The organism is Devosia indica (assembly GCF_003056405.1).
Lineage (GTDB): Bacteria > Pseudomonadota > Alphaproteobacteria > Rhizobiales > Devosiaceae > Devosia > Devosia indica.
Genome location: NZ_PYVZ01000017.1, coordinates 1 through 24322, shown reverse-complemented (window position 1 = coordinate 24322; position 24322 = coordinate 1). Strand labels below are relative to the sequence as shown.

35 protein-coding genes are annotated in these 24322 nt (G+C 61.8%); 12 read left to right on the top strand and 23 right to left on the bottom strand.

Features of this window, described 5'->3' with window-relative positions:
- Positions 1-142 precede the first annotated feature (142 nt).
- Complete coding sequence (gene rpsD / locus DDE76_RS15400) at positions 143-760, top strand: 30S ribosomal protein S4 (protein ID WP_104893982.1); 618 nt, start codon at positions 143-145, stop codon at positions 758-760.
- A 156-nt stretch (positions 761-916) separates the two neighbouring features.
- Here the strand turns inward: rpsD and DDE76_RS15395 are convergent, their stop codons facing one another.
- Complete coding sequence (locus DDE76_RS15395; protein ID WP_104893983.1) at positions 917-2308, bottom strand: peptide transporter; 1392 nt, start codon at positions 2306-2308, stop codon at positions 917-919.
- Positions 2309-2474: 166 nt separating this feature from the next.
- Here DDE76_RS15395 and ttcA point away from each other — a divergent pair, with 166 nt between their 5' ends.
- The 5 genes from ttcA to DDE76_RS15370 all read left to right on the top strand — a co-directional run bounded on the left by ttcA (position 2475) and on the right by DDE76_RS15370 (position 5570).
- Complete coding sequence (gene ttcA, locus DDE76_RS15390) at positions 2475-3344, top strand: tRNA 2-thiocytidine(32) synthetase TtcA (RefSeq protein WP_104893984.1); 870 nt, start codon at positions 2475-2477, stop codon at positions 3342-3344.
- 4 nt (positions 3345-3348) lie between these two features.
- Positions 3349-4161, top strand: a complete 813-nt coding sequence (locus DDE76_RS15385; RefSeq protein WP_104893985.1) for an inositol monophosphatase family protein — start codon at positions 3349-3351, stop codon at positions 4159-4161.
- A gap of 79 nt (positions 4162-4240) precedes the next feature.
- Positions 4241-4555, top strand: a complete 315-nt coding sequence (locus DDE76_RS15380; RefSeq protein ID WP_104893986.1) for an ArsR/SmtB family transcription factor — start codon at positions 4241-4243, stop codon at positions 4553-4555.
- A complete protein-coding gene (locus DDE76_RS15375) occupies positions 4552-4896 on the top strand; it encodes an SRPBCC family protein (protein WP_104893987.1) in 345 nt (114 codons plus the stop codon). The genes DDE76_RS15380 and DDE76_RS15375 overlap by 4 nt, the downstream gene beginning before the upstream one ends.
- A 47-nt stretch (positions 4897-4943) precedes the next feature.
- Positions 4944-5570, top strand: coding sequence for an ATP-dependent Clp protease proteolytic subunit (locus tag DDE76_RS15370; protein WP_104893988.1), 627 nt, complete (start codon positions 4944-4946; stop codon positions 5568-5570).
- 87 nt (positions 5571-5657) lie between these two features.
- Here DDE76_RS15370 and DDE76_RS15365 read toward each other — a convergent pair whose 3' ends face one another.
- From DDE76_RS15365 to purQ, 11 genes are all read right to left on the bottom strand, one after another.
- The gene (locus DDE76_RS15365) at positions 5658-6914 is read right to left on the bottom strand and encodes a multidrug effflux MFS transporter (protein ID WP_104893989.1); all 1257 of its coding nucleotides are present in this window, start codon (positions 6912-6914) and stop codon (positions 5658-5660) included.
- Between the two features lie 107 nt (positions 6915-7021).
- Positions 7022-8239, bottom strand: coding sequence for an MFS transporter (locus DDE76_RS15360; protein WP_104893990.1), 1218 nt, complete (start codon positions 8237-8239; stop codon positions 7022-7024).
- 216 nt (positions 8240-8455) lie between these two features.
- On the bottom strand, positions 8456-8791 hold the full coding sequence (gene grxD, locus DDE76_RS15355) for a Grx4 family monothiol glutaredoxin (protein ID WP_104893991.1): 336 nt from the start codon (positions 8789-8791) through the stop codon (positions 8456-8458).
- A gap of 94 nt (positions 8792-8885) precedes the next feature.
- Entirely contained in the window at positions 8886-9512 is a 627-nt protein-coding gene (locus DDE76_RS15350; protein ID WP_104893992.1) for an HAD-IA family hydrolase, read from the bottom strand.
- Positions 9509-9904, bottom strand: coding sequence for an HIT family protein (locus tag DDE76_RS15345; protein WP_104893993.1), 396 nt, complete (start codon positions 9902-9904; stop codon positions 9509-9511). Before DDE76_RS15345 ends, DDE76_RS15350 begins: the two co-directional genes overlap by 4 nt.
- On the bottom strand, positions 9901-10212 hold the full coding sequence (locus DDE76_RS15340; protein ID WP_245891977.1) for a DUF6665 family protein: 312 nt from the start codon (positions 10210-10212) through the stop codon (positions 9901-9903). Before DDE76_RS15340 ends, DDE76_RS15345 begins: the two co-directional genes overlap by 4 nt.
- A 4-nt stretch (positions 10213-10216) precedes the next feature.
- The gene (locus DDE76_RS15335) at positions 10217-10450 is read right to left on the bottom strand and encodes a BolA/IbaG family iron-sulfur metabolism protein (RefSeq protein WP_104893994.1); all 234 of its coding nucleotides are present in this window, start codon (positions 10448-10450) and stop codon (positions 10217-10219) included.
- A 91-nt stretch (positions 10451-10541) separates the two neighbouring features.
- The gene (locus DDE76_RS15330; protein ID WP_157955848.1) at positions 10542-11138 is read right to left on the bottom strand and encodes a hypothetical protein; all 597 of its coding nucleotides are present in this window, start codon (positions 11136-11138) and stop codon (positions 10542-10544) included.
- 78 nt (positions 11139-11216) lie between these two features.
- Entirely contained in the window at positions 11217-13454 is a 2238-nt protein-coding gene (purL, locus tag DDE76_RS15325) for a phosphoribosylformylglycinamidine synthase subunit PurL (protein ID WP_104894996.1), read from the bottom strand.
- 22 nt (positions 13455-13476) lie between these two features.
- On the bottom strand, positions 13477-14121 hold the full coding sequence (locus DDE76_RS15320) for a Pr6Pr family membrane protein (protein ID WP_104893996.1): 645 nt from the start codon (positions 14119-14121) through the stop codon (positions 13477-13479).
- Positions 14118-14786 carry a phosphoribosylformylglycinamidine synthase subunit PurQ gene (purQ, locus tag DDE76_RS15315; protein WP_104893997.1) on the bottom strand — a complete coding sequence of 223 codons (669 nt, stop codon included), beginning with the start codon at positions 14784-14786 and terminating at the stop codon, positions 14118-14120. The genes DDE76_RS15320 and purQ overlap by 4 nt, the downstream gene beginning before the upstream one ends.
- A 175-nt stretch (positions 14787-14961) precedes the next feature.
- Here purQ and DDE76_RS19620 point away from each other — a divergent pair, with 175 nt between their 5' ends.
- On the top strand, positions 14962-15120 hold the full coding sequence (locus tag DDE76_RS19620) for a hypothetical protein (RefSeq protein WP_157955847.1): 159 nt from the start codon (positions 14962-14964) through the stop codon (positions 15118-15120).
- 46 nt (positions 15121-15166) lie between these two features.
- On the opposite strand, the gene DDE76_RS15310 is transcribed toward DDE76_RS19620, so the two are convergent.
- The 3 genes from DDE76_RS15310 to purC form a co-directional block, all read right to left on the bottom strand.
- Entirely contained in the window at positions 15167-16234 is a 1068-nt protein-coding gene (locus tag DDE76_RS15310; protein WP_104893998.1) for an acyltransferase family protein, read from the bottom strand.
- A gap of 263 nt (positions 16235-16497) precedes the next feature.
- Entirely contained in the window at positions 16498-16740 is a 243-nt protein-coding gene (purS, locus tag DDE76_RS15305) for a phosphoribosylformylglycinamidine synthase subunit PurS (protein ID WP_104893999.1), read from the bottom strand.
- 15 nt (positions 16741-16755) lie between these two features.
- Positions 16756-17520 carry a phosphoribosylaminoimidazolesuccinocarboxamide synthase gene (purC, locus tag DDE76_RS15300; RefSeq protein ID WP_104894000.1) on the bottom strand — a complete coding sequence of 255 codons (765 nt, stop codon included), beginning with the start codon at positions 17518-17520 and terminating at the stop codon, positions 16756-16758.
- Between the two features lie 207 nt (positions 17521-17727).
- Here purC and DDE76_RS15295 point away from each other — a divergent pair, with 207 nt between their 5' ends.
- The 3 genes from DDE76_RS15295 (at position 17728) to DDE76_RS15285 (ending at position 18894) form a co-directional block, all read left to right on the top strand.
- Positions 17728-18051, top strand: coding sequence for a DUF1476 domain-containing protein (locus tag DDE76_RS15295; protein ID WP_104894001.1), 324 nt, complete (start codon positions 17728-17730; stop codon positions 18049-18051).
- 148 nt (positions 18052-18199) lie between these two features.
- Positions 18200-18517 carry an AbrB/MazE/SpoVT family DNA-binding domain-containing protein gene (locus DDE76_RS15290; protein WP_104894002.1) on the top strand — a complete coding sequence of 106 codons (318 nt, stop codon included), beginning with the start codon at positions 18200-18202 and terminating at the stop codon, positions 18515-18517.
- Positions 18511-18894, top strand: coding sequence for a type II toxin-antitoxin system PemK/MazF family toxin (locus tag DDE76_RS15285; RefSeq protein ID WP_157289458.1), 384 nt, complete (start codon positions 18511-18513; stop codon positions 18892-18894). Before DDE76_RS15290 ends, DDE76_RS15285 begins: the two co-directional genes overlap by 7 nt.
- Here DDE76_RS15285 and DDE76_RS15280 read toward each other — a convergent pair.
- The 4 genes from DDE76_RS15280 to rpe all read right to left on the bottom strand — a co-directional run bounded on the left by DDE76_RS15280 (position 18891) and on the right by rpe (position 21935).
- Positions 18891-19307 carry a GNAT family N-acetyltransferase gene (locus tag DDE76_RS15280; RefSeq protein WP_104894003.1) on the bottom strand — a complete coding sequence of 139 codons (417 nt, stop codon included), beginning with the start codon at positions 19305-19307 and terminating at the stop codon, positions 18891-18893. The genes DDE76_RS15285 and DDE76_RS15280 overlap by 4 nt on opposite strands.
- Positions 19307-19858: an RBBP9/YdeN family alpha/beta hydrolase gene (locus DDE76_RS15275; protein ID WP_104894004.1), complete on the bottom strand. Its 552-nt coding sequence runs from the start codon at positions 19856-19858 to the stop codon at positions 19307-19309. The genes DDE76_RS15280 and DDE76_RS15275 overlap by 1 nt, the downstream gene beginning before the upstream one ends.
- Positions 19855-21186 carry an adenylosuccinate lyase gene (purB, locus tag DDE76_RS15270; protein WP_104894005.1) on the bottom strand — a complete coding sequence of 444 codons (1332 nt, stop codon included), beginning with the start codon at positions 21184-21186 and terminating at the stop codon, positions 19855-19857. Before purB ends, DDE76_RS15275 begins: the two co-directional genes overlap by 4 nt.
- 71 nt (positions 21187-21257) lie before the next feature.
- The gene (rpe, locus tag DDE76_RS15265; protein ID WP_104894998.1) at positions 21258-21935 is read right to left on the bottom strand and encodes a ribulose-phosphate 3-epimerase; all 678 of its coding nucleotides are present in this window, start codon (positions 21933-21935) and stop codon (positions 21258-21260) included.
- Between the two features lie 195 nt (positions 21936-22130).
- On the opposite strand from rpe, the gene rpsU reads away from it, so the two are divergent.
- Positions 22131-22397 (top strand): 30S ribosomal protein S21, encoded by a 267-nt coding sequence (gene rpsU, locus DDE76_RS15255; RefSeq protein ID WP_104894006.1) that lies wholly within the window; start codon positions 22131-22133, stop codon positions 22395-22397.
- 6 nt (positions 22398-22403) lie between these two features.
- Here the strand turns inward: rpsU and DDE76_RS15250 are convergent, their stop codons facing one another.
- The 4 genes from DDE76_RS15250 to DDE76_RS15235 are packed head-to-tail and all read right to left on the bottom strand — an operon-like array spanning position 22404 to position 23455.
- Positions 22404-22655, bottom strand: coding sequence for a hypothetical protein (locus DDE76_RS15250; protein WP_104894007.1), 252 nt, complete (start codon positions 22653-22655; stop codon positions 22404-22406).
- A 34-nt stretch (positions 22656-22689) separates the two neighbouring features.
- Positions 22690-22938 (bottom strand): hypothetical protein, encoded by a 249-nt coding sequence (locus tag DDE76_RS15245; RefSeq protein WP_104894008.1) that lies wholly within the window; start codon positions 22936-22938, stop codon positions 22690-22692.
- Positions 22935-23189: a hypothetical protein gene (locus tag DDE76_RS15240; protein ID WP_104894009.1), complete on the bottom strand. Its 255-nt coding sequence runs from the start codon at positions 23187-23189 to the stop codon at positions 22935-22937. The genes DDE76_RS15245 and DDE76_RS15240 overlap by 4 nt, the downstream gene beginning before the upstream one ends.
- A 59-nt stretch (positions 23190-23248) precedes the next feature.
- A complete protein-coding gene (locus DDE76_RS15235; protein ID WP_104894010.1) occupies positions 23249-23455 on the bottom strand; it encodes a cold-shock protein in 207 nt (68 codons plus the stop codon).
- A 324-nt stretch (positions 23456-23779) separates the two neighbouring features.
- Between DDE76_RS15235 and DDE76_RS15230 the strand changes: the two genes are divergently transcribed.
- Positions 23780-24121 (top strand): helix-turn-helix transcriptional regulator, encoded by a 342-nt coding sequence (locus DDE76_RS15230; protein ID WP_104894999.1) that lies wholly within the window; start codon positions 23780-23782, stop codon positions 24119-24121.
- Positions 24122-24322 lie beyond the last annotated feature (201 nt).

Below are 24322 nucleotides of genomic sequence, written 5' to 3'. Positions count from 1 at the left end.
CGCCCCTCTAAGACGCGCCCACCTATTCCGGCCAAACGGCCCATAGGCGCACCCGGGATTCTCTGTTGGGAGTCTGTCGGTCCTCGTGAAAGCGAGGGCAGAGGAGGGCGCGATCCATTCAACGTTTGAAAAAGGATACGCGATGTCGAAGCGTCATTCAGCAAAGTACAAAATTGACCGCCGTCTTGGCGAAAATATCTGGGGCCGTCCCAAGTCCCCGCTCAATGCCCGTGCCTATGGCCCCGGCCAGCACGGTCAGCGCCGCAAGGGCAAGCTGAGCGACTTTGGTCTGCAGCTCCGCGCCAAGCAGAAGCTCAAGGGCTATTACGGCTCGATCACGGAAAAGGCCTTCCTGCGTCTTTATGCAGAAGCCAACCGTCGCAAGGGCGACACCGGCGAGAACCTGATCGGCCTGCTCGAGTCGCGCCTGGACGCCATCGTCTATCGCGCCAAGTTCGTCCCGACCGTGTTTGCGGCCCGCCAGTTCGTCAACCATGGTCATGTCATGGTCAATGGCCAGCGCGTCAACATTCCGTCCTACCAGGTCAAGGTCGGCGACAAGATCGAAGTGCGCGAGCGCTCCAAGCAGCTCACCGTGGTTCTGGAAGCCAACCAGCTCGCTGAGCGCGATGTGCCCGACTATATCGAAGTCGATCACAACAAGCAGACCGCGACCTATGTCCGCGTGCCGGCCCTCTCGGATGTGCCCTATCCGGTGCAGATGGAACCGAACCTGGTCGTCGAATTCTACTCGCGTTAATCGCGACGACAGACTACTGAATTGGGAAGGGCCGCTCCTCGAGAGCGGCCCTTTTTGCGTTGGCGTTTGAAATTTACTGCTGCCGCGCCCACAACTCATGCATTGAGGGAACTAGGCAAGCGGATGGGGTCAGGGGCCCATCCGCAGTGGCGCTCGTCACTCCGCCGGCGATCCACCGCCGACACTGACCTTGATCGGCTCCTGGTCGCGCGGAATGTAGCTTTCAAAGGTCCGCAGGCGCATGATCACGGACTGCAGTTCCACGATCACCGTCCAGGCCCGGGCGAAGAACTGAAATGAGCCGAAAACCTGGCCGAAGGCGATCTGGATCTGCTGGTAGAGGCCCATGGTCAGCGTACCGGCCAGGATGGACGGGGCCATCACCAGGAGGGGCACATAGCCTACCATGTTCGTGTAGCCGTAGCGCGCCAGGTTAAAGTAGGTGTAGTGGAAATACAGGCGGAAGTAGTTCCGCTGCACATTGGCGAACAGATCACGGACAGTCGGAGGCTGGGCCCGGTCGGGATGGTCCTCGCCAAACACCAGTTCCTTGCGGTAGGCCGCTTCGACCAATTGGTTGTTGAAGTTCAAACCGGGCAACTTGATGCCCACCAAGGCCAGCAGTGCTGTACCGGCCGCTGCGCCGACAAGCGCGACCCAGACAAGGCCACCGGGCGTTTCACCGAAGATCGGCAGTTCGCTGATATTGGCCGACAGGTTCCAGAGGAGGGGCAGGAACACCACCAGTGTGATGAGAGAGTCGAAGAAGGCGGTGCCGAGGTCTTCCATGATCGCGGCGAACCGCATGGTATCTTCCTGAACGCGCTGGGCGGCGCCCTCTGTGGTGCGGATTTTGGGCCAATGCTCCATGTAGTAAAAGTTCATCGCCTTGCGCCAGCGGAACACATAGTGCGAGGTATAGAAGGCCAGACCCACCGCCACGAGGACGCTGGGGATGGTTACCAGAATGATCGTCCAGGTCAGGCCATAGAGTTGCTCCGGCGTCACTGAGCCGGGCTGGGTCAGCGCGAGCTGGATGACGTTGAAGAACGAGCCGGACCACTCATTGACGAACTCCGACACCTGCACCTGAAAATATATGATGAGCAGGATGATCGTTGAGGAGACCACCGACCACCAATACCATTCGTTGCGCTTGTAGAAGTACCAAAAGACACAGAAGATCAGTGCCGTCATCAGCACGTATTGATAGAGCCACACGCGTTCTGCGGTCAGGAAGTTCAGTTCGGCGCCCGCCATCGCCCGCGCTGTCGGGCTGGGCGTCGTGGGCGACTCGCTTTCTGTTTCTGCGGGCGCATTTGGGTTTGTTTGCGCGGCGCCAGCCGCAGGGTCCGGCGTGCCGGGAACATCTTCGGTCGTTGGCTGGTCGGCAATGGGCGCCGAAACCACCGGATGGGTGAAGCGGTCGATGCTGAGTACCGAGCGGGCCGGCTCGCCTATGGCAAACCAGAGCAATACAGCGGCCAGCATCCAGATAACAGCCGAGGAGAAGAAGAGCTTGGGATCGGGAAAGAATGAACGGAACACCGCGAGACTCCAGGGTGTCGGAAAGATGTGTCATCTAACTGTGGCAATCGGCAATAAACAAGGACAGGAAGTTAAGCTTTGGTAAGGTTTCACCCTTCCAGCCGACCTTTCCATCTGTCGCCCGACGCTGTATCAGCTACGCGACCATTCAAAAGAGAGTTTCGCCATGTCCGCGGTGATGGATGCTCCCGCCACGCCCGCAGATGACGCCGACAGCGGCGCGCATCCGATTTTTGCCAATGCGCCGCGCTCGGTGGAGTTCAACAAGCTGCGCAAGCGCCTCATCCGCAACACCCGCGAGGCCCTCGAGAAGTTCGCCATGGTGCGGCCGGGCGAGAAGTGGCTGATTGCGCTGTCCGGCGGCAAGGACAGTTATGGCCTGCTCGCCCTGCTGCTCGACCTCAAATGGCGCGGCCTGCTGCCGGTGGAGCTTTTGGCCTGCAATCTCGATCAGGGCCAGCCCAATTTTCCCAAGCATATCCTGCCCGAATTCCTGACCGGGCTGGGGCTGGAACACCGCATTGAATATCAGGACACCTATTCAATCGTCACCGACAAGTTGCCCCAGGGCGCGACCTATTGCTCGCTCTGCTCGCGCCTAAGGCGCGGCAATCTCTACCGCATCGCGCGGGAAGAGGGGTGCACCGCGCTGGTTCTCGGCCACCATCGCGACGACAGCCTCGAAACCTTCTTCATGAACCTCTTTCACGGCGGCAAGCTGGCGGCCATGCCGCCCAAGCTGGTCAATGACGAAGGCGACCTCGAAGTGCTGCGGCCGCTGATCTACTGCGCCGAGGAGGACCTGCAGCGGTTCTCTGATGCCATGCAGTTTCCCATAATCCCCTGCGACCTGTGCGGCTCGCAGGACGGGTTGCAGCGCAATGTCACCAAGGCCATGCTCAACGACATGGAACGCGCCATGCCCGGCCGCAAGGACGTGATGATCCGTGCCCTCGGGAATATCAATCCGAGCCACATGCTCGACCCGCGCCTGTTCGATTTTACCGCACTTTCCACCAAGCCAAAGGACGCCTAGCGCCATGAACGTCGATCGCCTCGCCGCCATCCTGAAACAGGCTGCACAGGAGGAGATCATGCCGCGCTTCCGGCGACTCGACGAAGGGACGGTGCAGACCAAGTCGGGCGCCTTTGACCTCGTCACCGAGGCCGATGTCGGCGCCGAGCGGGTCATCACCGCCGCCATCAAGGCGCATCGCCCCGATGTGCTGGTGATTGGCGAGGAGGCCGTGGCGGCCAATCCCAAACTGCTCGACACCAACCTCGAGGATCGAATCGTGATTTACGTCGATCCCGTTGATGGCACTGCCAATTTCGCCGGCGGCCTGCCGCTGTTCGCGGTCATGGCGGCCGTGGTGCAGAATGGCGAGCCCGTCGCCGGCGTTATCTATGATCCCCTGGGCGATGACGTGCTGATGGCCGAAAAGGGCTGTGGCGCCTTCCAGATCTTCCCCGATGGCCGCGCCATCCGCCAGAAATTTGCCGATCCGGTGCCGCTTGGCGAGATGGGTGGGCTGGCGTCCACCATGTTCCTGCCGATGGAACAGCGCAGCACGGTCATGGCCAATCTGGCCAAGGTCAAGATGCTGGCCAATTACCGCTGCGCCGGCCACGAATATCGCTACGCCGCCGGCGGCAATGTGCATTTCATGATGTATGCCAAGCTCATGCCCTGGGACCATGTCGGTGGCGCGCTGATCATGCGCGAGGCCGGGGCCCATGTCGCCAAGTTCGACGGCACGCCCTACCACCCCTCCGATCTTGCGGGCGGCCTCTTGGTCGCCTCGGATGAAGAAAGCTGGACCACCCTGCGCCGCGAGGTGTTTACGGTCTAGGATCATTGCCCGGCATGTGCGGGCCATCGATCTTGTTGAGGCTTGCGTCGACTCATAAGTCTATGCTTATGTGTTGAGCATGAGCGAACCGGAAATCTTCAAAGTCTTGTCCGACCCGACCCGCCGCGCCATACTTGAGCGCCTGGCGGGCGGTGAGGCCACGGCCACTGATCTGCGGGAGGGCTTTGCCATCACCCAGCCGGCCATGAGCCAGCATCTGGCCGTGCTGCGCGGGGCAGGGTTGGTGAGCGAGCGCCGCGAGGGGCGCTATGCCCATTACAGCGTCAATGCCGAGGGGTTTGCCCCGCTGCATGCCTGGCTGGCGCGCTACCGTGCCTTCTGGCCCAGCCGCATCGACAATCTCAAGGATCTGCTGAGGGAGATGGATCAATGAGCAAGACCGACGAGGACCTGGTGTTTGAAACCGGACTCGATGCTTCTCCGGACAAGGTCTGGCGGGCTTTGACCATCCCCGAATATCTCGAACGCTGGCTGGACCGGCCAGAGAGCGTCCAGGTCGATCAGGTGGCGGCCAACGCGCCCCATTCGGTCACCTATCGCTGGACCGAGCGCGGTTCCGGCGATGCCGAGCCGGAAGAGAGCTTCGTAACCTTCGAGCTCACGCCGCGAGACGATGGCGGCACCTGGTTTCGCCTGACGCACAGGCCGGCCGCCCTGCCGGCGGCGGCCAATAATAACGAGGCTCAGACGGCGATGTTCATGCGCGCCGCCTGACCGCTCCACCGCCCGCCCACATTCCTGCAAACTGATGGAGGTCGCCCATGCGCGACATGATGCAACTCGTCCCTATGGTCGTTGAAAATTCCAGCCGGGGGGAACGCGCCTTCGACATCTATTCCCGGCTGCTGCGGGAGCGGATCATCTTTCTCAACGGCCAGATCGAGGACAATATGGCCTCGCTGGTCAGTGCGCAGCTTTTGTTCCTCGAAGCGGAAAATCCGAAAAAGCCGATCTATCTCTATATCAATTCGCCCGGCGGCGTCGTCACCTCAGCCCTGGCCATGTACGACACCATGCAGTTCATTCGCGCGCCGGTGGGCACGCTGTGCATGGGCATGGCCGCCTCGGCGGCAACGCTGATCCTGGCGGCGGGAGAGGCAGGCATGCGCGCCGTCTTGCCCAGCGCTTCGCTCATGCTGCATCAACCCTCGGGCGGCTATCAGGGCAAGGTCACCGACATCATGATCCATGCCGAGGAGAGCCTCAGGCTCAAGCGGCGCACCAACGAGATCTATGCCAAGCATTGCGGCCGGACCTATGAAGAGGTCGAGACCGCGCTGGAGCGCGACCGCTACATGGCGCCCGATGAGGCCAGGGGCTGGGGATTGGTCGACCATATCTTCACTGATCGCGGCGAATTCGAGTTATCGGCCACACCCGACACCTGACCGGCGGCACGACAGAACGCAAAACGGGGATTTCCAGCGCGTGGAAATCCCCGTTGTCTGTTTGAGCACTCTGGCGCGTATGGGGCGTCAGTGCGCTTCCATCACCGGCTCTGTCTTGGCGTCTGCATATTGCTCGCCAACGCCGAACAGGCGGCCCTTTTCGGCGATCAGGATGAACACCAGGGCCATCACGCCCATGGTGAAATAGCCTGCGGCCGTCGGGATGGTGGTGCCATCGAACAATTGGCCGATATAGCCACCGATCAGTGCGCCACCCACGGTCTGGATGAAGCCGAAGACCGAAGCGGCAGTACCGGCCACGGCGCCCAGCGGCTCCATGGACAGCGAATTCATGTTCGAGGCCGACCAGCCAAAGGAGAACATGATGACGCACAACAGGCCGAAGAACAGCCAGAGCGGCAGGAAACCAGACATGGCAAAGGCCAGCCAGATACCCGACACCACAGTGAAGGTCAGCATGGCACCGTGCGAGAGCCGCCGCATGCCAAGCTTGCGCACCACTTTGGAATTGGTGAAGGAGGACACCGCCATCAGCCCCGCCACAAGGGCGAAGGCGACCGGGAAATAGACGCCGAGCCCATAGATATCGACATAGATCTGCTGGGACGAGCTGATGAAACCGAACAGCGCGCCGAACAGGAACATGCCGGCCAGGCCATAGGAAATGGCGACGCGATTGGTGAAGACGATGTGGAAGCCTTCCGTTACGCCCTTGAGGCTGAGCGGGCGGCGCTTGTCGAGCGGCAGCGTCTCGGGCAGCCGCATGAAGGTCCACAGCCAGAACACCAGCGCCAGCCCGCCCATGAACAGGAAAATCGCCTGCCAAGGCCCGGTCAGCAGCAGCACCTGGCCGATGCTCGGTGCAATCACCGGAATGGCCATGAACACCATGAAGACCAGCGACATGACCTCGGCCATTTCGCGGCCCGAATACCGGTCACGCACCACGGCGGTGGTGATAACGCGCACGCTGGCGGCGCCCAGGCCCTGGATGAAGCGCAGCACCAGCAGCATTGTGAAGCTGGGCGCGAAGGCGGCGATGACGACCGCGACCACATAGACGCCGATGCCAGCCAGCAGAGGCGCACGGCGGCCAAAACGGTCGGTCAGCGGCCCAAAGGCGAGCTGGGCGACGCCCATGCCGATCATATAGGCGGTAATGACGAACTGGCGTTCGTTCTCGTTGGCCACGCCAAGCGCCTCGCCCATATAGGGCAGGGCAGGCAACATGACGTCGATAGCCAGGGCATTGAGCGCCATCAGCGCAGCCATAAGGGCAATGAATTCGGGGCGGGAAAGGACCCGCGTGTAATGATCGGACATGATTGAAACTCGTCAAAGCCGGAGGGAAACGGCCGAAGGAATTGAGCGGACCATGAACCCGTTGATCCGGTTTGGCAAGCCTTCAATCGGCAAAAGCCGATGGATAGCTAGGCCGATTTCAGGGCAAAATTGGTCGCGCTGCGCTCGTTGATCGGGATGTGGATGGCGGCCGAACCGAGGCCGAGCAGAATACCCAGATACCACACCAGGTCATAGGCGCCGGTCTGGTCATAGACCACGCCGCCCAGCCAAACGCCGACGAAAGACCCGATCTGGTGGCTCAAGAAGGCGATGCCATAGAGCATGCCCATGTAGCGCGGGCCGAAGAACAGCGTCACCAGCCCCGCTGTCAGCGGCACGGTGGACAGCCAGAGCAGACCCATGCCGGCGGCAAAGGCATAGGCCGTCACCTCGCTGACTGGAATGAGCAGGAAGGCCGCAATCAACAGCGCCCGCAGGAAATAGATCGTGGCCAGCAGCATCTGCTTGGGCAGGCGGCTGCCTAGCCAGCCCGAGAGCAGGGAGCCGACGATGTTGAACAGGCCGATCACGGCAATCGTCCAACTCCCCACTTCGGGCGACAGGCCGCACTGAACCAGATAGGCGGGCATGTGCACATTGATGAAGGCCAGGTGGAAGCCGCAGACGAAAAAGCCGATCACCAGCAGCCGGTAGGAGCCATGACCCCAGGCGCGCGACAAGGCCTGCATGAAGGGCAGATCGGCCTCGCCGGGCACCGACTCGGTGCGGCCGCGCAGTGCCGCGGACAAGGGAATGACCAGCAGCAGGATCAGGGCGATCCAGACCAGCGCCATCTGCCAGCCAAAGGCGGAGATGAAGCCCTGGCCGAGCGGCGCGAAGATGAATTGCCCGGCCGAGGAGGCGGCGGTTGCAATGCCGAAGACAAAGCTGCGCTTTTCCGCCGGCACCACGCGCCCGAAGGCGGCCATGACAACGCCGAAGGAGGCAATGGCGATGCCGACGCCGGTCACCACGCCAGCCGTCAGGGTCATGGTCAGCGTATCGGGCGAAAAGGCCATGCCCAGCACACCCAGCGCATAGACGAGCCCGCCCACAGCCAGTACGCGGCCGCTCCCATATTTGTCGGCCATGCCGCCGGCAAAGGGCTGGGCAATGCCCCAGACCAGGTTCTGCACGGCCATAGCCATGCCCCATTGCTCGCGACTGAGACCCAGATCCTCGGTCACCGGCAGGGTGAAAAGGCCGAACGAACCGCGCGTGCCAAAGCCGATGGCGGCGATAATGCAGCCTGCAACAATCACAAGCGGCAAGGGAACGGCGGGGCGCACTGTGGCAGCGGTCATGGCGAGAGTCTCGAAACGATCGTCCGGCCAATCTACGCCCGGCTATTTATCACGCAAAGCGATAATAGCTGATGGGTGTGATCAGAATTGGTGATGAATGTGGGCGTGTTTGCGCGTTGTCCGTCTCACCAATTGGAAACAATGCGTGCTCAAAACCACAAAAGGCCCAGTCGGTTAAGACTGGGCCTTCCGAAACTGATTCCGTGCAGAACGCGATCAGGCGCTCTGCTTGACCTCGAGGCCGGCCTGCTGGAAATGGGTCTGCAATTCGCCCGACTGGAACATCTCGCGCACGATATCGGCGCCGCCGACGAACTCGCCCTTCACATAGAGCTGGGGGATGGTCGGCCAGTTGGTATAGGCCTTGATGCCGTCGCGCAGTTCGTCGCTTTCAAGCACATTGGCGCTGGAATAATCGACGCCGAGATAGTTCAGGATCTGCACGACCTGACCGGAAAAGCCGCACTGGGGAAAGTCCGGCGAGCCTTTCATAAACAGGAACACGTCGTTGTTCTTCACCTTGTCGTCGATAAAGGCGTTGATGTCGGTCATGGGAGGAGCCTTTCGAAAAGTCCGGGTTCAAGGGCCGGTTAAAGCTGGGTTCTAAATAGGACAGGCGGGCTTTGCTGTCGAGTGGGGCGCCCGGCTAGAGCCGCGCTTTCACCCATGGGTGATTGGTCAGGTCGTCTATCGTGTCGAACTGGACCGCCTCCCAGCCCGCCTTGCGCGCGCCGAACACCACCGCCTCGGTGTCATCGAAAAACAGAGGCGGCTCGGTGCTCGGCCCGATCCTGTCAGCGATAAACTGGTAGTAGCGCGGATCCGGTTTACGGGTACCAATGCGGGCCGAATAGAAAATGTCGTCGAACAGATCGCCGAGCTTGAGCACGGACCAGAGCCAGTTTGCCCGCATATGCTCCTGATTGGTGGCGATATAGAGCCGGCAATCGCCCGCCGCGCGCAGCTTGCTGACGATGTCGAGCACAGGCTGGTTGAGATTGGAATCCTTTTCCAGCCAATAGCGCGCGAAGGCCATCGGGCTTCCGCTATAGCCCAATGCGGGCAGGCGCTTTTCCAGCGCGTCCATCAAGGCCATTTCGCCAACGATCACCTTTTTGATGAAGATGTCGAAGATGAACTCTTTTCGAAAGCGATCCGGGTCGACCCCGGTGTCGGCCAGTATGTCTTTGTCCCAGGGCACCTCCCGCTCTGGATTGGAATGATAGCCGTTGATCAGCACGCCATCGACGTCGAACAGAACAGCGCGGGTCATGCGTTCTGAACCTGATGAGCGCGTTTCAGCGGATGTCTGATGCCGCGTCCGGCCATGGGATCGTCCTCATATCGCGCGATAACATGCAAATGCGTATGGCCAACGGTCTGCCCGGCCACCGGGCCCACATTCCAGCCAAGCGTGAACCCGGCGGGCGTGAACTTTTCCAGGCTCTCCCGCGCGGCTGCCAGGGCGTTTGGCAGGTCGCTCCATTCGTCTGCGTTCATTTCGAACGGGTTGGCGCTGTGGCGCTTGGGAATGACCAATGCGGCCCCGGGCAATTGATTATCATTGCTCATCAGCACGTAGAATTGGCCGGTTTCGTGAACCGGACCGTCCTCGATCAGCCTATTGCTCAGGCGGAACCGGCAGTCCGGCACGGCACCGGTCATTTCGGCCTTGCCCCCAGCCCATTCAGCACTTCGCCCGGAATGCCCAGATCCGCAATGACTTCGGTGTGGCGGCGAAAGCCGATCAGTTCGCGCTGGACGAAATAGCCCCAGACCGCCTCGCGCGCTTCGGCCAGCCAGTATTCGCGATCATCGCCCGTCTTCAGGCCGGCGATGGCCTTGATGACACGGCGTTCGGCCGCGCTCAGCGAGTTGGCGCGTTCCGCCTGGATTTCATGGTCGATGGCTGCGGTGCCGGCCTCGGGCCGCACCATGCGGATCAGGTCGAGCGAGTCGCGCAACCCCGACACGCGGTCAGTCCGGAACGCTGGTCTGCAAGGCCAGGGCGTGCAGCGCGCCGCCCATGTCGCCCTGCAGGCTGTCATAGACCATCTTGTGCTGCTGCACGCGGGTCTTGCCGCGGAACTGCTCGGATTTCACCGAGGCGGCCCAGTGGTCTCCGTCTCCGGCAAGGTCGCGGATTTCGATTTCCGCATCGGGCAGGGCGGCCTTGATGCGGCGCTCGATTTCGCTTGCGTCCATGGCCATGTGCACTCTCCCGCTGATCTGACTGAGGCGTGGCTGGGGCCGACGCCGATGTCATTGATATGGCATGCACAAAGACCGGCTTCAACCGGTCCTATTGCGCCGGTGCCGTCTCTTCTTCAGGCGCGACCTCGGCGCCAATGCAGCATCCGGCGTCCGAGCGCGTGGCGAAGTTGGCAATGATGAAGTCAACGATGGGCCGGGCCTGTGCCGCTTCGGCTGTGGCATAGAGGCAATCGAGCACATAGCCCCGGCCATTGGAGACCGTTTCGGTGTGCACCACGGTCAATGGCACGCCCATGCTCGATTCCGGGCTTGAGCCGTCATAGATCAGCGCTGTGGCGTCCTGATAGGGCGTGGTGCCTTTATTGCCCAAGGCAAAGCCGGGCATGATTTCGGACCACGACGCGGCCACTTCGGCATCGTCCAGTGCGCCCAGCGCCGCCTCGGCGGTCCAGCCGGTGTCCTCGACCGGAACAACGGTCAGGTCACATTGCAGCGGCGCCTCGGGGTGATTGATGGTCAGCGGGTCACCACCGCCGCCGCTTGCGACCATGCCTTCGGGGTAGATCACGGTATAGGGCAGGGTGGGCAGAATGGAGCGCGTGACATTGACGCTCTGCGCCGCGGCAAGGCTCGGAGCAAGGACGAGGCTCAGGGTTGCAAGTGCCGCCACCGATATGTGCTTCATGGTCTGCTCCTGTTGAACCACGCCTCTACCGAGGGAAGCAAAGCAACCCAAACAAAGGCGATGATATGGCGGACCGGCCTAGTGGCTGGGTTCGCCCGCCATGAAGCTGGGGAACCAGCTTTCATGCGCGGCCTTGAGCGTGGCGACCGAAACCGGCTTTGCCCCGCCCAGGGTCAGCGTTGTGCCGCCCGTGCTGCCGATCCAGGGGGCGAAGATGCCCTGTGCCTCGGCCTCTTTCCATAGTGCTACAATTTCGGGTCCCTGCGGGTCGAGATTGAGGGTCACCAGATAGCGGCCCTGATCCTCTCCGAAGAAAGTCAGGACCGGGTCATTGCCCTCGACATCGGTCACGGTGGCGCCCATGTCACCGGCCATGGCCATTTCGGCCAGGGCGACGCCCAGCCCGCCATCGGAAAGGTCGTGGCAAGCGGTGGCAACGCCCGAGCGGATCAGCTTGCGCACGAAATCGCCGGTCTTCTTTTCTGCCGCCAAATCGACATGCGGCGCATCGCCATCGCGGCGGTCGAACAGGTCGCGCAGATAGATCGACTGTCCCAGATGCGTGCCGCGCTCGGCGGGCCCGCCGATCAACAGGATCGGCTGGTTCTCTGCGACAAAGCCGATGCCGACGCTCTGGGTCCATTCGGGCAGCAGGCCAACGCCGCCAATGGTCGGGGTCGGCAGGATGCCGCGGCCATTGGTTTCGTTGTAGAGGCTGACATTGCCCGAAACGATCGGGAATTCCAGCACCCGGCACGCTTCGCCAATGCCTTCGATGGCCTTGACGAGCTGGCCCATGATCTCGGGGCGTTCGGGATTACCGAAATTGAGGTTGTCGGTCGCCGCCAGCGGCTCGGCACCGGTCGCTGTCAGGTTACGCCAGCACTCGGCCACGGCCTGCTTGCCGCCTTCAAACGGGTTGGCTTCGCAATAGCGCGGATTGACGTCCGAGGAGAAGGCGAGGCCCTTGGTCTCATGCCCGTCGACGCGGATCACCCCGGCATCGCCCCCGGGGCGCTGCATGGTATTGCCCTGGATCAGCGTGTCATACTGCTCATAGACCCAGCGGCGCGACGAGCATTGATGTCCGCCCACCAGCGCCAGCAGCGCCTCGGCCACATCCATCTGCGGCACGTCATCCCTGGCGAGCGGCGCCGGGATCTTGGGTTCTACCCAGGGGCGGTCATATTCGGGGGCTTCGTCGCCCAGTTCCTTGATTGGCAGATTGGCGACTTCATCGCCCTGCCAGAGAACGCGGAACCGCAGATCGTCGGTGGTCTTGCCGACGGTGGCAAAGTCCAGTTCCCACTTTTCGAACACCTTGCGCGCTGCTGCTTCCTTTTCGGGATGCAGCACCATGAGCATGCGCTCCTGGCTTTCGCTCAGCATCATTTCATAGGCGGTCATGCGCTCCTCGCGGACCGGCACCTTGTCGAGATCAAGCTCGATGCCGAGGTCGCCCTTGGCGCCCATTTCCACCGCCGAACAGGTCAGCCCCGCCGCACCCATGTCCTGAATGGCGATCACCGCGCCGGTCTGCATCAGTTCGAGGCACGCTTCGAGCAGGCGCTTTTCGGTGAAGGGGTCGCCAACCTGCACGGTGGGGCGCTTTTCCTCGATATCATCGCCGAATTCGGCCGAGGCCATGGTGGCGCCACCGACGCCGTCGCGGCCGGTCTTGGCACCCAGATACACCACGGGCAGGCCGACGCCCTTGGCTTCGGAATAGAAAATCTTGTCGGTGTCGGCCAGGCCCGCCGCGAAGGCGTTGACCAGGTTGTTGCCATTGTAGCGGGCGTCGAACTCAACCTCGCCGCCCACAGTCGGCACGCCGAAGCTGTTGCCATAGCCACCGACGCCGGCCACCACGCCACTCACCAGGTGCCGGGTCTTTTCATGGTCCGGCGCGCCGAAGCGCAGCGCATTCATCGCCGCCACGGGCCGCGCGCCCATGGTGAAGACGTCGCGCAGAATGCCGCCCACGCCGGTCGCGGCCCCCTGATAGGGCTCGATATAGCTTGGGTGGTTGTGGGATTCCATCTTGAACACCACGGCCTGCCCGTCGCCGATATCGACGACGCCGGCATTCTCGCCCGGCCCCTGGATCACGCGCGGCCCCTTGGTGGGCAGGGTGCGCAGCCACTTTTTCGAGCTCTTGTAGGAGCAGTGCTCGTTCCACATCGCCGAGAAGATGCCCAGCTCGGTATAGCTCGGCTCGCGGCCGATCAGGTCGAGGATCTTCTGATACTCGTCGGGCTTGAGCCCATGGCTGGCGACCAGGTCGGGGGTAATGGCGATGTCGTTGCGAAGAGTCATCGAAAAGGTCCTGCGGGAGGGATCAGGAAGTGGCCAGGCGCCGCGCCAGCGCGCGGTCAATGCCGATGGTGATCAGATAGAGAATGGAAAGGCCCAACGCCACCATCACGACGTTGAGCGCGACCTGTCCATAGCCCAGTTCAAAGGCGTTGAGCGTCGGGTAGGGATAAGCATTGGTGAGCGCGCCGCGCGCCATGACATAGGCGAGATAGATCAGCGGCGGCACCAGCATGACCGGCGCATCGGCATAGTCGATTGTCCCATGCTTCTGCGTCACGCCCCACCACAGTGCGAACAGGATCGGCGCAGCATAGTGCAACAGGTAATCACAGACCAGGAACAGCCCCTCGGGCTGCCAGATCGGGCGCAGCAGCACGTGATAGAAAATCATCACCAGCAGCATCACCCCGGTCATCATCGCTCGCGTCTTCGGCGCGCGGAACCAGTTGAGCCAGGACGAATCGGCCAGCGCCGACAGATAGATCAGCGTGATCGCGATATTGGTCAGAATGGTGAAGAAGCTGAAGAACTGCACCAGCGCTTCGGGCAGGCCCATGCCATTGGCCATATAGGCCGGAATGGAGATGGAGAACTGCAGGCCGAGCGCGACGAGCCCGAGAACAAGGCCCGTCCATGTCAGCGCGCGGTTCAGCATCGACTGGTTCATGCCACCTGCTTGAGTGCCGCAGCGAACAAGGCGCGCCCATCATCGCCACCATGGGCGCGTTCGATGAGGTTTTCCGGATGCGGCATCAGGCCGAGCACGTTCTTTTGTTCGTTCAGGATGCCGGCGATGTCGTTGATCGAGCCATTGGGATTGGTGCCCTCGGCATAGCGGAAGGCTATGCGCCCGTCGCCTTCGAGCTGATTCAGGGTCTCGGCGTCGGCGAAGTAATTGCCATCATGATGGGCCACCGGGCAGCGGATGATCTGGCCCTTGGTGTAGCCGCGGGTGAAGTCGGTCTCGGCATTGGTGACCTCGAGCTTGACCTCGCGGCAGACGAATTTGAGCGAATTATTGCGCATCAGCGCACCCGGCAGCAGCCCGGCCTCGATCAGGATCTGGAATCCATTGCAGACGCCGAGCACCCTGGTGCCCTTGGCGGCGCGCTCACGCAGTCTGTCCATGATGGGCGAGCGGGCCGCAATGGCGCCGCAGCGCAGATAGTCGCCATAAGAGAAGCCGCCGGGGATCACGATCAGGTCGGCCTCGGGAATGTCGGCATCCTGATGCCAGACCACGGCCGGCTTTTCGCCCCCGATCTTGGTCAGCGCCGCGATCATGTCGCGGTCACGATTGAGGCCCGGAAACACGATGACGGCGGCCTTCATCGGTCAATCCTTATATCTGTCAGGGATGCGCGAGGCCCTTGTGGTGTCTCTTGTCCGAAAAGGCAAGAGCCTGCGCGCAGGCGAGTGGCGAAATGCCCGGGGAATGTGGCGATTGGGTGGAACCTTGCCACATGTGGGGCGTTAGAACAGCATGGCAACATTGGGAGGAGTGAGCATGCAGACGCAGACCCCGCCGTCCGCGACCAAGCCGATGACGATCCGTGGCGAGGATGGCAAGCCGCATCTGGCCAGCGACATGAAACCGCAAAAGCGGCCGGTCAAGCTGCCGCGCGTGCGGCCGATCGTGCCGTCCATCTTCAAGGCGCCGGATTGATCGGCAGCAAACCAGAAAAAGGGCCGGTTCTGAACCGGCCTTTTTCTTATTCCGCTGGGGCTGTGTTTGTGGCCGGCCGCACACGGCCGCCTGGCAGATGCGCCCAGCCCGGCCGCTCGAACAGGAATTTGCCAAAGCCGATCTTCTGCACGATCCACCACAACACCAGCGGCGAGACAATCGCCACTGCCATGGTGAGCAGGCTCAGCACATTGGGCTCTTCAATGCCCAGCCGCAACAGGACGATGCGGGCAATGCCCATGGGCAGCACGAACGCGACATAGATCACCAGCGATTTGCCGCCCATCCAGCGCAGCCAGTCCATGGCGGGCAGGCACGTGAGCAATGCGGCCACCATGCAGATCGCCGCCGCTCCGGCCAGTGCCAGGATCAGGTGGATGCCGGGCAGGGCGCCCCAGCCCATTTCGATATGCACCGGGTCCATGCGGAAGCCGGGCGAAAATACCATGACCGCATTGACGACCGCCCAGACCAGCAACACGCCAAGTGCAGCCGGGACATGAGAAGCTGTCCAGTCGGCCAGGGCAAACAGGCGCGGCGCAAAGATGGCTCCGGCGTAGAAATAGACGAAATACTCGGCAAACTGGTCCACGAGATAGCTGCCGGTGTGGATGCTCGCCATCTGCAATATGGCCGCCACGGCCAGCGCCCCCCATTGCGGCGCCTTGACCTCATGCAGGAACTTGGCAACCAGCCCGAACACGGCGAGCATGTAGATGAACCACAACACGCCATAGGGCTCGACCGCTGCCAGCGCGAGCGATGCGGCCGCGCCTGTCGGATCGCGCCCGATCAGCGCCTCCTTGAACAGAATGTGGATGACCGCCCAGAGCGCGTAGAAATAGGCGTAATGCACAACGCGGCGATCAGCGAACGCCCGCCAGGGGCGTTCGATCACCTGGGTGAGAAACAGGCCCGAAAGCAGGAAGAATTCCGGCATGCGGAAGGGCGTGGCAAAGGCAATGGTCCAGTGCAGGAAGCCGGTCTGGCCGGTATCTTCGCCCACACTGGCGGCGCAATACATGGTCACCACCAGGAAAATGGACAGACCCTTGGCCATGTCCACCCAGTCGAGCCTGGTTTTTTCGCCCATCTTGCCGCGCCTCCGCATTATTGATGCGGCACCATAGCGGCAAGCGCCTTTCAGCCCCATCAATGCGTGATGGCAGGCTTAAGGAAAATGCTTAATGGGTAAGGATTTGGCTAAAAACCAATCAGACTGGTACGGACGCATAGGCCGCAAACAGCAGGCCGAGCGAGGAGAAGAACATGACGGTGAGGGCGATCTGGGTCTTGCGCATAGTCATACGGTCCTGCGCCATTCATTGGCGCGAATTGGGTTATAGCCGTGAGGCGTTAATGTGAGATTTCGATCGCGTAGTTTTCGATCACAGTGTTGGCGAGGAGCTTTTCACACATCTCTTTGATTTGAGAACGTGCAGCATCCTCATCGGTTCCCGGCACTTCGAGATCGAACACCTTGCCCTGGCGCACGCCAGAAACACCGGCAAAGCCCAGGCTGGCCAAAGACCCTTCAATGGCCTGTCCCTGGGGGTCGAGAACGCCGTTCTTGAGCGTGACGATGACGCGCGCTTTCATGGTTCGCTCCAAAACCTACTGGACCAGGCGCGGACCGGTGGTCAGCGCGTTGTCGTTCTCAACCAGGATGCCCAGGCGCTGGGCGACTTCGCGATAATTCTCGACCAGCCCGCCAAGCCCTTCGCGGAAGCGGTCCTTGTCCATCTTGTTGCGGGTCTTGATGTCCCACAGGCGGCAATTATCGGGGCTGATCTCATCCGCCAGGACGATGCGCATCATGTCGCCTTCGTAAAGGCGGCCGCATTCGATCTTGAAGTCGATGAGCTGGATGCCGACGCCCATGAACAGGCCCGTCAGGAAGTCGTTGATCCGGACGGCCAGGCTCATGATGTCGTCCAGCTCCGCCGGGGTGGCCCAGCCAAAGGCGGTGATGTGCTCTTCGGAGACCATGGGGTCGCCCAGCGCGTCGTCCTTGTAGCAAAATTCGATGATCGAGCGGGGCAGGCGCGTGCCGGGCTCGAGACCCAGGCGCTTGGCCAGCGAACCGGCGGCCACATTGCGCACGATCACTTCGAGCGGGATGATCTCGACTTCCTTGATCAACTGTTCGCGCATGTTGATGCGGCGCAGGAAATGGGTCGGAATGCCCAGATCGTTGAGCTTGGAGAAGACGAATTCGGAAATGCGGTTGTTCAGCACACCCTTGCCGTCGATCACTTCATGCTTGGCGCCGTTGCCGGCGGTGGCATCGTCCTTGAAGTACTGCACCAGAGTGCCCGGCTCCGGACCCTCGAACAGGATCTTGGCCTTGCCTTCATAGATTTTGCGTCGACGGTTCATGGACGAATCCGCTGCTGGAAAAACGAGGGTGGAATGGGGCGCTTCATGCGCCAGAATGACACAAAAAAGCAAGCGCTTTCCGTTACACCGGCCGATCATGGGCATGCGGTCGCAGGCGCACGCGCCAGCGTTGATTTGCGTCGCTGAACCGCCTATGTCCAAGGATAACGGCCGCCGGAGCGGCCCTCAGACCGAACGGGAGAGACCATGAGCGGGTTCGAAGAACGCAAGAAGGGCCAGGAAGCCAAGTTCGCTTTCGACGCGGAAAAGAAGTTCAGGGCCGAAGCGCGCCGCAACAAGCTCTTGGGCCTGTGGGCCGCAGAGCTCATGAGCCTGGAAGCCGACGCCGCCAAGGCCTATGCGGCCGAAGTCGTGGCCTCTGACTTTGAGGAAGCCGGTGACGAGGACGTGTTCCGCAAGGTGTCCGGTGATCTCAAGGCCAAGGGCGTGGACATCTCCGAAACCGTGATTCGGGAAAAGATGCTGACCCTCATCACCGTCGCCAGCGAGCAGATCGCCGCCGAGGGGTAAGTGCAGGCGCTTCCCCGCGAAAACAATAGGACCCCGTCGGATGACCGGCGGGGTCTTTGCATTTGGAAGTTTTGCTGGCCGGGCATCGCCGGCATTGAACTCTTGCCTCCAGAGTGTTAGATATTTGTAGAACATTCGAGGTCCAAAAATGGTCGCAAGTGAAAATGTGAGATCTGGAACGGACTTCGGCTCGACCCGGCTGAAGAAAGCAGGTGGGTCACTACTGGTGACGGTGCCGGCTGCTGCACGTCATATGCTGGATCTTAAAGAAGGGCAGGAACTCACTGTAACGGTCGAAGGCACAAGGATCACGTTGGAACCGGTGGCTGAACGGACACGGCAGCGCGTGCGCAAGCCGCGCTACACGCTCGATGAGCTTTTGACCCAAGGCGACGCGCAAAGTGCGGTATCCGAAGACGAAAATGATTGGCAAAATAGCCCGGCCGTGGGGCGTGAAGTTTGGTAAGGCCAAATGCGATCCCATCGCCAGGAGAAATCTGGCTTTTGAATTTGTCACCGTCGGCAGGGAAAGAGCAAAGGGGCCCTCATCCGGCGCTGTGCCTGTCTGATTTCCGGTTCAATCGCGCCACTGGCCTGGCATTTTTCGCTTCTATCACCACAGTCGGCAATGCCTCGCGACACAACGGCTTTGCCGTGACCCTGCAGAATGCAGGCACCGAGACTACGGGTGTCATCCAGGTCGACCAGACAAGGTCGCTCGACTGGCGGGAGCGGGGCGGCAAACGCAAGGAAGTTGTGCCGCAGGAACTGCTAATCGAGGTGCTTGAGCGATTTGCGCCCATTCTTGGGCTCGGCGTTCTGGAATCCGACGACGGTTCCTAGTCCCGCCCGATCAGCATCGCCATGCCAATCGATGCTGGCATCACCGGCTCAAAACCATATTTGGCATAAAGGTGTTTCGCATCGCCATCGGCGATCAGGCTGACATAGGCGCCCTCGGGCGCTTCGGCCTTGAGGCGCGCCATCAGCGCCGCCATTATGGCCTTGCCCAACCCCTTGCCGTGATGGGCAGGTTCGAGCGCGATATCGACGATCTGGAACGCCGTGCCACCATCGCCGATAACCCGCCCCATGCCGACAGCCGAACCGTCCAGCAGGACAGTAACGCCATACCAGCTATTGGGCAGGCCGATTTCGGCCTGCTCGCGGGTCTTGGCGCTCAGACCTGCGGCAATGCGCAGGCGCAGATAGTCGTCGACGTCCGGCGTTGTGGGGATGAGTTCATAGCCGTCCATCACAGCCGCTGCATCAGCCGGGTGAACATCAGCAGGCCCTCGGGCCAGGGGCCGTGCCCGGAATGGACATTGATATGTCCGGCATTGCCAGCCTGATGGAAATCCGAGCCCCAGGCGCCGGCATAGTCGGCGGCGGCTTCCAGCGAGCAATAGGGATCGCTGTCCGAAATCACCAACAAGGACGGAAAGGGCAGGGGATCGCGCGGCACGAGCCCGAAGGCGCGCGCTTCCTCGGGCAGGTCCTTATTGCCCTCGATATCGGGCGGTGACACCAGAAACGCCCCTTTGACCTTGCCCTCGGGGAAGCGCGCGGCAGCCTGCACCAGGGCGATGCAGGCCAGGGAATGGGCAACCAGCACGACCGGCCGTTCGGCCAACTCGACGGCCTGCACCAGGGTGTCGGTCCAGTCCTCGGGATCGGGGTCATCCCAATCGGCCTGCTCGACAATCCCGGCCGTGGACATCTTCTCGGCCCATCGAAGCTGCCAATGGCCCTCGCCGGAACCACCCAGTCCCGGCAGGATCAGAATATCCGCGTCGGCAATCCTCATGCGCCGAAGACCCGGGCGAAGATCGTGTCGACATGCTTGAGATGATAGCCGTCATCGAACATGGCGTCGATTTGCGCATCACTCAGAGTCACTTCCGGGTCGTCCTTGAGGTTCTGCGCGAACAGCCCCGCGCGATCCCCGCGATGTTCCCAGACCTTCATGGCGTTGCGCTGCACGGCGGCGTAAGAGTCCTCGCGGCTATAGCCGGCCTGGGTCAGCGCCAGCAGCACGCGCTGCGAATTGTGCAAGCCGCCGAGCAGGTCGAGATTCTTGCGCATGTTTTCGGGATAGACCACCAGCTTGTCGATCACGCCGGTCAGGCGCGCCAGGGCAAAGTCCAGCGTCACGGTCGCATCCGGCCCGATCATGCGTTCGACCGAGGAGTGCGAGATATCGCGCTCATGCCAGAGCGCCACGTTTTCCAGCGCCGGGGTCACCATGCCACGCACCAGGCGCGCCAGCCCCGTGAGGTTTTCTGTCAGCACCGGGTTGCGCTTGTGCGGCATGGCCGAGCTGCCCTTCTGGCCGGGCGAGAAGAATTCCTCTGCTTCGAGCACTTCGGTGCGCTGCAAATGGCGGATTTCGACGGCGACGCGCTCGATGGACGAGGCAATGACGCCGAGCGTGGCGAAGAACATGGCGTGGCGGTCACGCGGGATCACCTGGGTTGAAACCGGCTCGATCGACAGGCCAAGCTGTTCGGCCACATATTGCTCCACCGACGGATCGATATTGGCGAAAGTGCCGATGGCGCCGGAGATCGCCGCCGTCGCAATCTCGTCGCGCGCTGCCACCAGCCGCGCCCGGTTGCGGGTGAATTCGGCATAGGCTTCGGCCAGCTTGACCCCGAAGGTGGTCGGCTCGGCGTGAATGCCGTGGCTGCGGCCGATGGTGATGGTGTGCTTGTGCTCCAGCGCCCGCTTTTTGAGCGCGGCCAGCAGGGCGTCGATATCGGTGAGCAGAATGTCGGCAGCGTTCTTCAATTGCACCGACAAAGTCGTGTCCAGAATGTCTGAGCTGGTCATGCCCTGGTGCACGAAGCGCGCGTCGGGGCCGACGATTTCGCTCAAATGGGTGAGGAAGGCGATGACGTCATGTTTGGTGGTGCGCTCGATCTCGTCGATGCGCGCCACGTCGAAGCCATAGTCGCCGCGCTCGGCCTTCCTGGCATTCATCACCTCCCAGATCTTGTCGGCGCTTTCCTTGGGCACCACGCCCAGCTCGGCCAGCTTGGAAGTGGCGTGCGCCTCGATTTCGAACCAGATGGCGAAGCGGTTCTCGGCCGACCAATTGGCCACCATTTCGGGACGGGAATAGCGCGGGATCATGGGTTTAGCCTTGATTGGTCAGAGTTTGATTCAGGTCTTGAAGGGGGTGGAGGCCGCGCGCAACGTCGCGGCTAGACCACCATCCCCGTTGCCGCGTCGCGGATCGCCTTGATCCGTCCAGCATAGGTTTTCGGGTCATTGCCGGCATAAATGGCCGAGCCGGCCACCAGCACATTGGCGCCGGCGCGCACGATCTCGCGGGCATTGTTGGCGCTCACCCCGCCATCGACTTCGAGATCGATATCCCGCCCGCCGATCAGGGCCTTGGCCTGGGCGATCTTGTTCAGGCTCTCGGGGATGAAGCTCTGCCCGCCAAAGCCGGGATTGACGCTCATGATCAGCACCAGGTCGCAATCCTCGATCACATGCTGGATCGCCGACACCGGCGTTGCCGGATTGAGCGCCACGCCGGCCTTCTTGCCCAGCGCCCGGATCGCCTGCAGCGAACGGTGCAGATGCGGGCCGGCCTCGGCATGCACGGTAATGATATCGGCGCCGCTTTTGGCGAAGTCATTGAGATACGGGTCCGCGGGCGCGATCATCAGGTGCACGTCGAAGACCTTGTCGGTCACCCCCCGCACCGCCTTCATCACCGGCGCGCCGAACGAGATATTGGGCACGAAATGCCCGTCCATCACATCGACATGGATATAGTCCGCGCCCGCCTCGGCAATCGCCTGCACCTCCGCGCCCAGCCGCGCGAAGTCGGCAGAAAGAATGGAGGGCGCTATGCGCAGCGGACGGGTCACGGTCATGGGCATCTCGGCCGGAGGGGGAATAGCGGCTGCTCTAGCGCGCAGAAGGGTTTTGGGCAAGGGCAGGGGCGCTGTCCACATCCCGATTTGGTCATCCGGGCAAATGGTGATACCCCAAGCCCCGGATCGCCGAGCGGCCATCCATTCCCACCCATATCTGGTGAGGCCAACCTAAAGTTAGGAAAGTTTTTGCAGGTTCAAGTCCGCGACAACAATGTCGATCAGGCCCTTCGCGTGCTCAAGAAGCGTCTTCAGCGCGAAGGTGTGTTCCGTGAGATGAAGCTCCGGAAGTATTTCGAAAAGCCCTCCGAAGCCCGTGTGCGCAAGAAGGCCGAAGCGATCCGCCGCAGCCGCAAGCTGGCGCGCAAGCAGGCTATTCGTGAAGGTTTGATTGCCGGCCCCAAGCGTCCCGCGCGTCCCACCGGCCGCCCCGGCGCAGCGCCGGCGCGGACCTGATACGCCCTACCGGCCGGGCCCCCGGGCCTGGCCGATATCGGCCAACTGCCGATGCAGATTGCGAATCTGGCGCGAGCCATAGCGGCGGTTTCCCACACACAATTGCGCACCATGCAGGCTGACCGGCGCGGCCTGTTCCATGGCAAAGCGGATGGCCTTGGCGGCCGAGTTGAAGCGTCTGGCGCCCGCGGCGCGTGCTGATGCAGCACTGGTGCCGAGGAAAAGCTGCCCCGGCATATTCAGCATATCGATGTTCATTAATCTGTCTTTCTACCGGCCCTTGGCCGGGGTCTCAGCGCTTGGCGCGCTCGAGGGGATAATCCTGCGCGTCATAAAGCGCGCGGATCTGTTGCCCCTCATATCGGTTGTCGCCGCTTTCCACGGCCATGCCGCGCAAGGCTGCGGCAGGCATGTCCTCAATGGCGAAGCGGATCGCTTCGGCGGCAGAGGAAAATCTGAAGTATTGCGCGTTGCGGGCACGAAATGCGCCCAGCACCGCGTAGAGTTCTGCAGGTTCGGTCCAGTCGAGGGCCGCATTCACCGCTTGTTGACGGCGATGGTGAAGACACTTTCGGTGTCCTCGAACACGGTCTTGACGACCGAGCTGGGGGTGAGGTCGATTTCCTCGACCACGCGTTCATTGCTCTCGCCCCACGACTTGACCCGGTACAGTACCGGACCCTTGTCATGCGGCAGGCAGCTCATCACCTCGCAGGGGCCGGCTGGGCGGTTGCTGTGCCGGGGGGCCGAACGCAATTCGAGCATTTGACCGACTTTATAGCGGTGCGGCATGTGCGCTCCTTGTGAACGTGAAAATGGGGGCGCCCGAGGGTGCCCCCACGGATCCGGCTTTAGGCCAGGGCGATATTGATCGCGGATTCGCGGCCGTCACGACCGCTTTCGAGGTCGTAGGTGACCTTCTGGCCATCGGCCAGGGTCGAGAGGCCCGCGCGCTCGATAGCCGAGACATGCACGAAGGCATCCTTGCCACCGGTGTCAGGGGTGATGAAGCCGAAGCCCTTGGTGGCGTTATAGAATTTTACGGTGCCGTTGATCATGTTGGCGCCTTTCAGTTTGGCTCGAAGCGAAGCAAACGAGCAGGTTTCCCCCGTGCGTTGCGCATCGGGAGCCTAAGAACGTTTGCATTTCGGAAGGAAAGCCAAGCGACCGGCAGCGCCGGCAGGCCAAGTTCGCCAACAGTGGGCAGAAACGTATTTGCGCACCATCTACCTCAATTGGGGTGAAGTCAAGGCAGGGCGGGAAATGGGGGCGGGGCAGTAGTTTCCGTTGCAGGGGCTTACAGCTTGGAAAGACGCGCGCCTCTTGGCTAATATGGCGCTATCCGGCTGTCCTGGAGATTGGACGAAGAGGGCGTGTGGACGATGACTGACAAAGTGACCATTCCCTGCGCTGAATATGAGCGCCTGCTGACCATTGCCGAGGATGCAGCCGACATTGCTGCCTATGATCGCGCCGTGTCCCGCCTTGCCAGCGGGCAAGAAGAACTTGTCCCTGAGCCATACGCCAACCGCCTGATCGATGGAGAAAGCCCGCTTCGCGTTTACCGCGAATTTCGCGGACTGACCCAGGTCGGGCTTTGCGAGGCTTCTGGCGTCAATCGCGTCCAGATCGCCGACATTGAAGCTGGCCGGGAATCCGGCTCCATCGAAACCATCAAGAAACTGGCCAGTGCGCTCGGGGTATCGGTGGATGATTTGATTTAGGGAGGGGCGGTCGGGGTGCCGCCTACGTCGGGCCTGACCTGAGCGTGCCTAACATTACTGACCGGGTTGGGGTGGAGGCTGTGTGAGAACTCCGCGCGGCTGTTGGCTCAGGTAATTTGCGATGGAGCACCTAGGCTCCCTTCATCCTGTTATCGCCCTGAGTGTTGAAGCAACGCCGGCAACGGCGATGGCGCGCTTGAT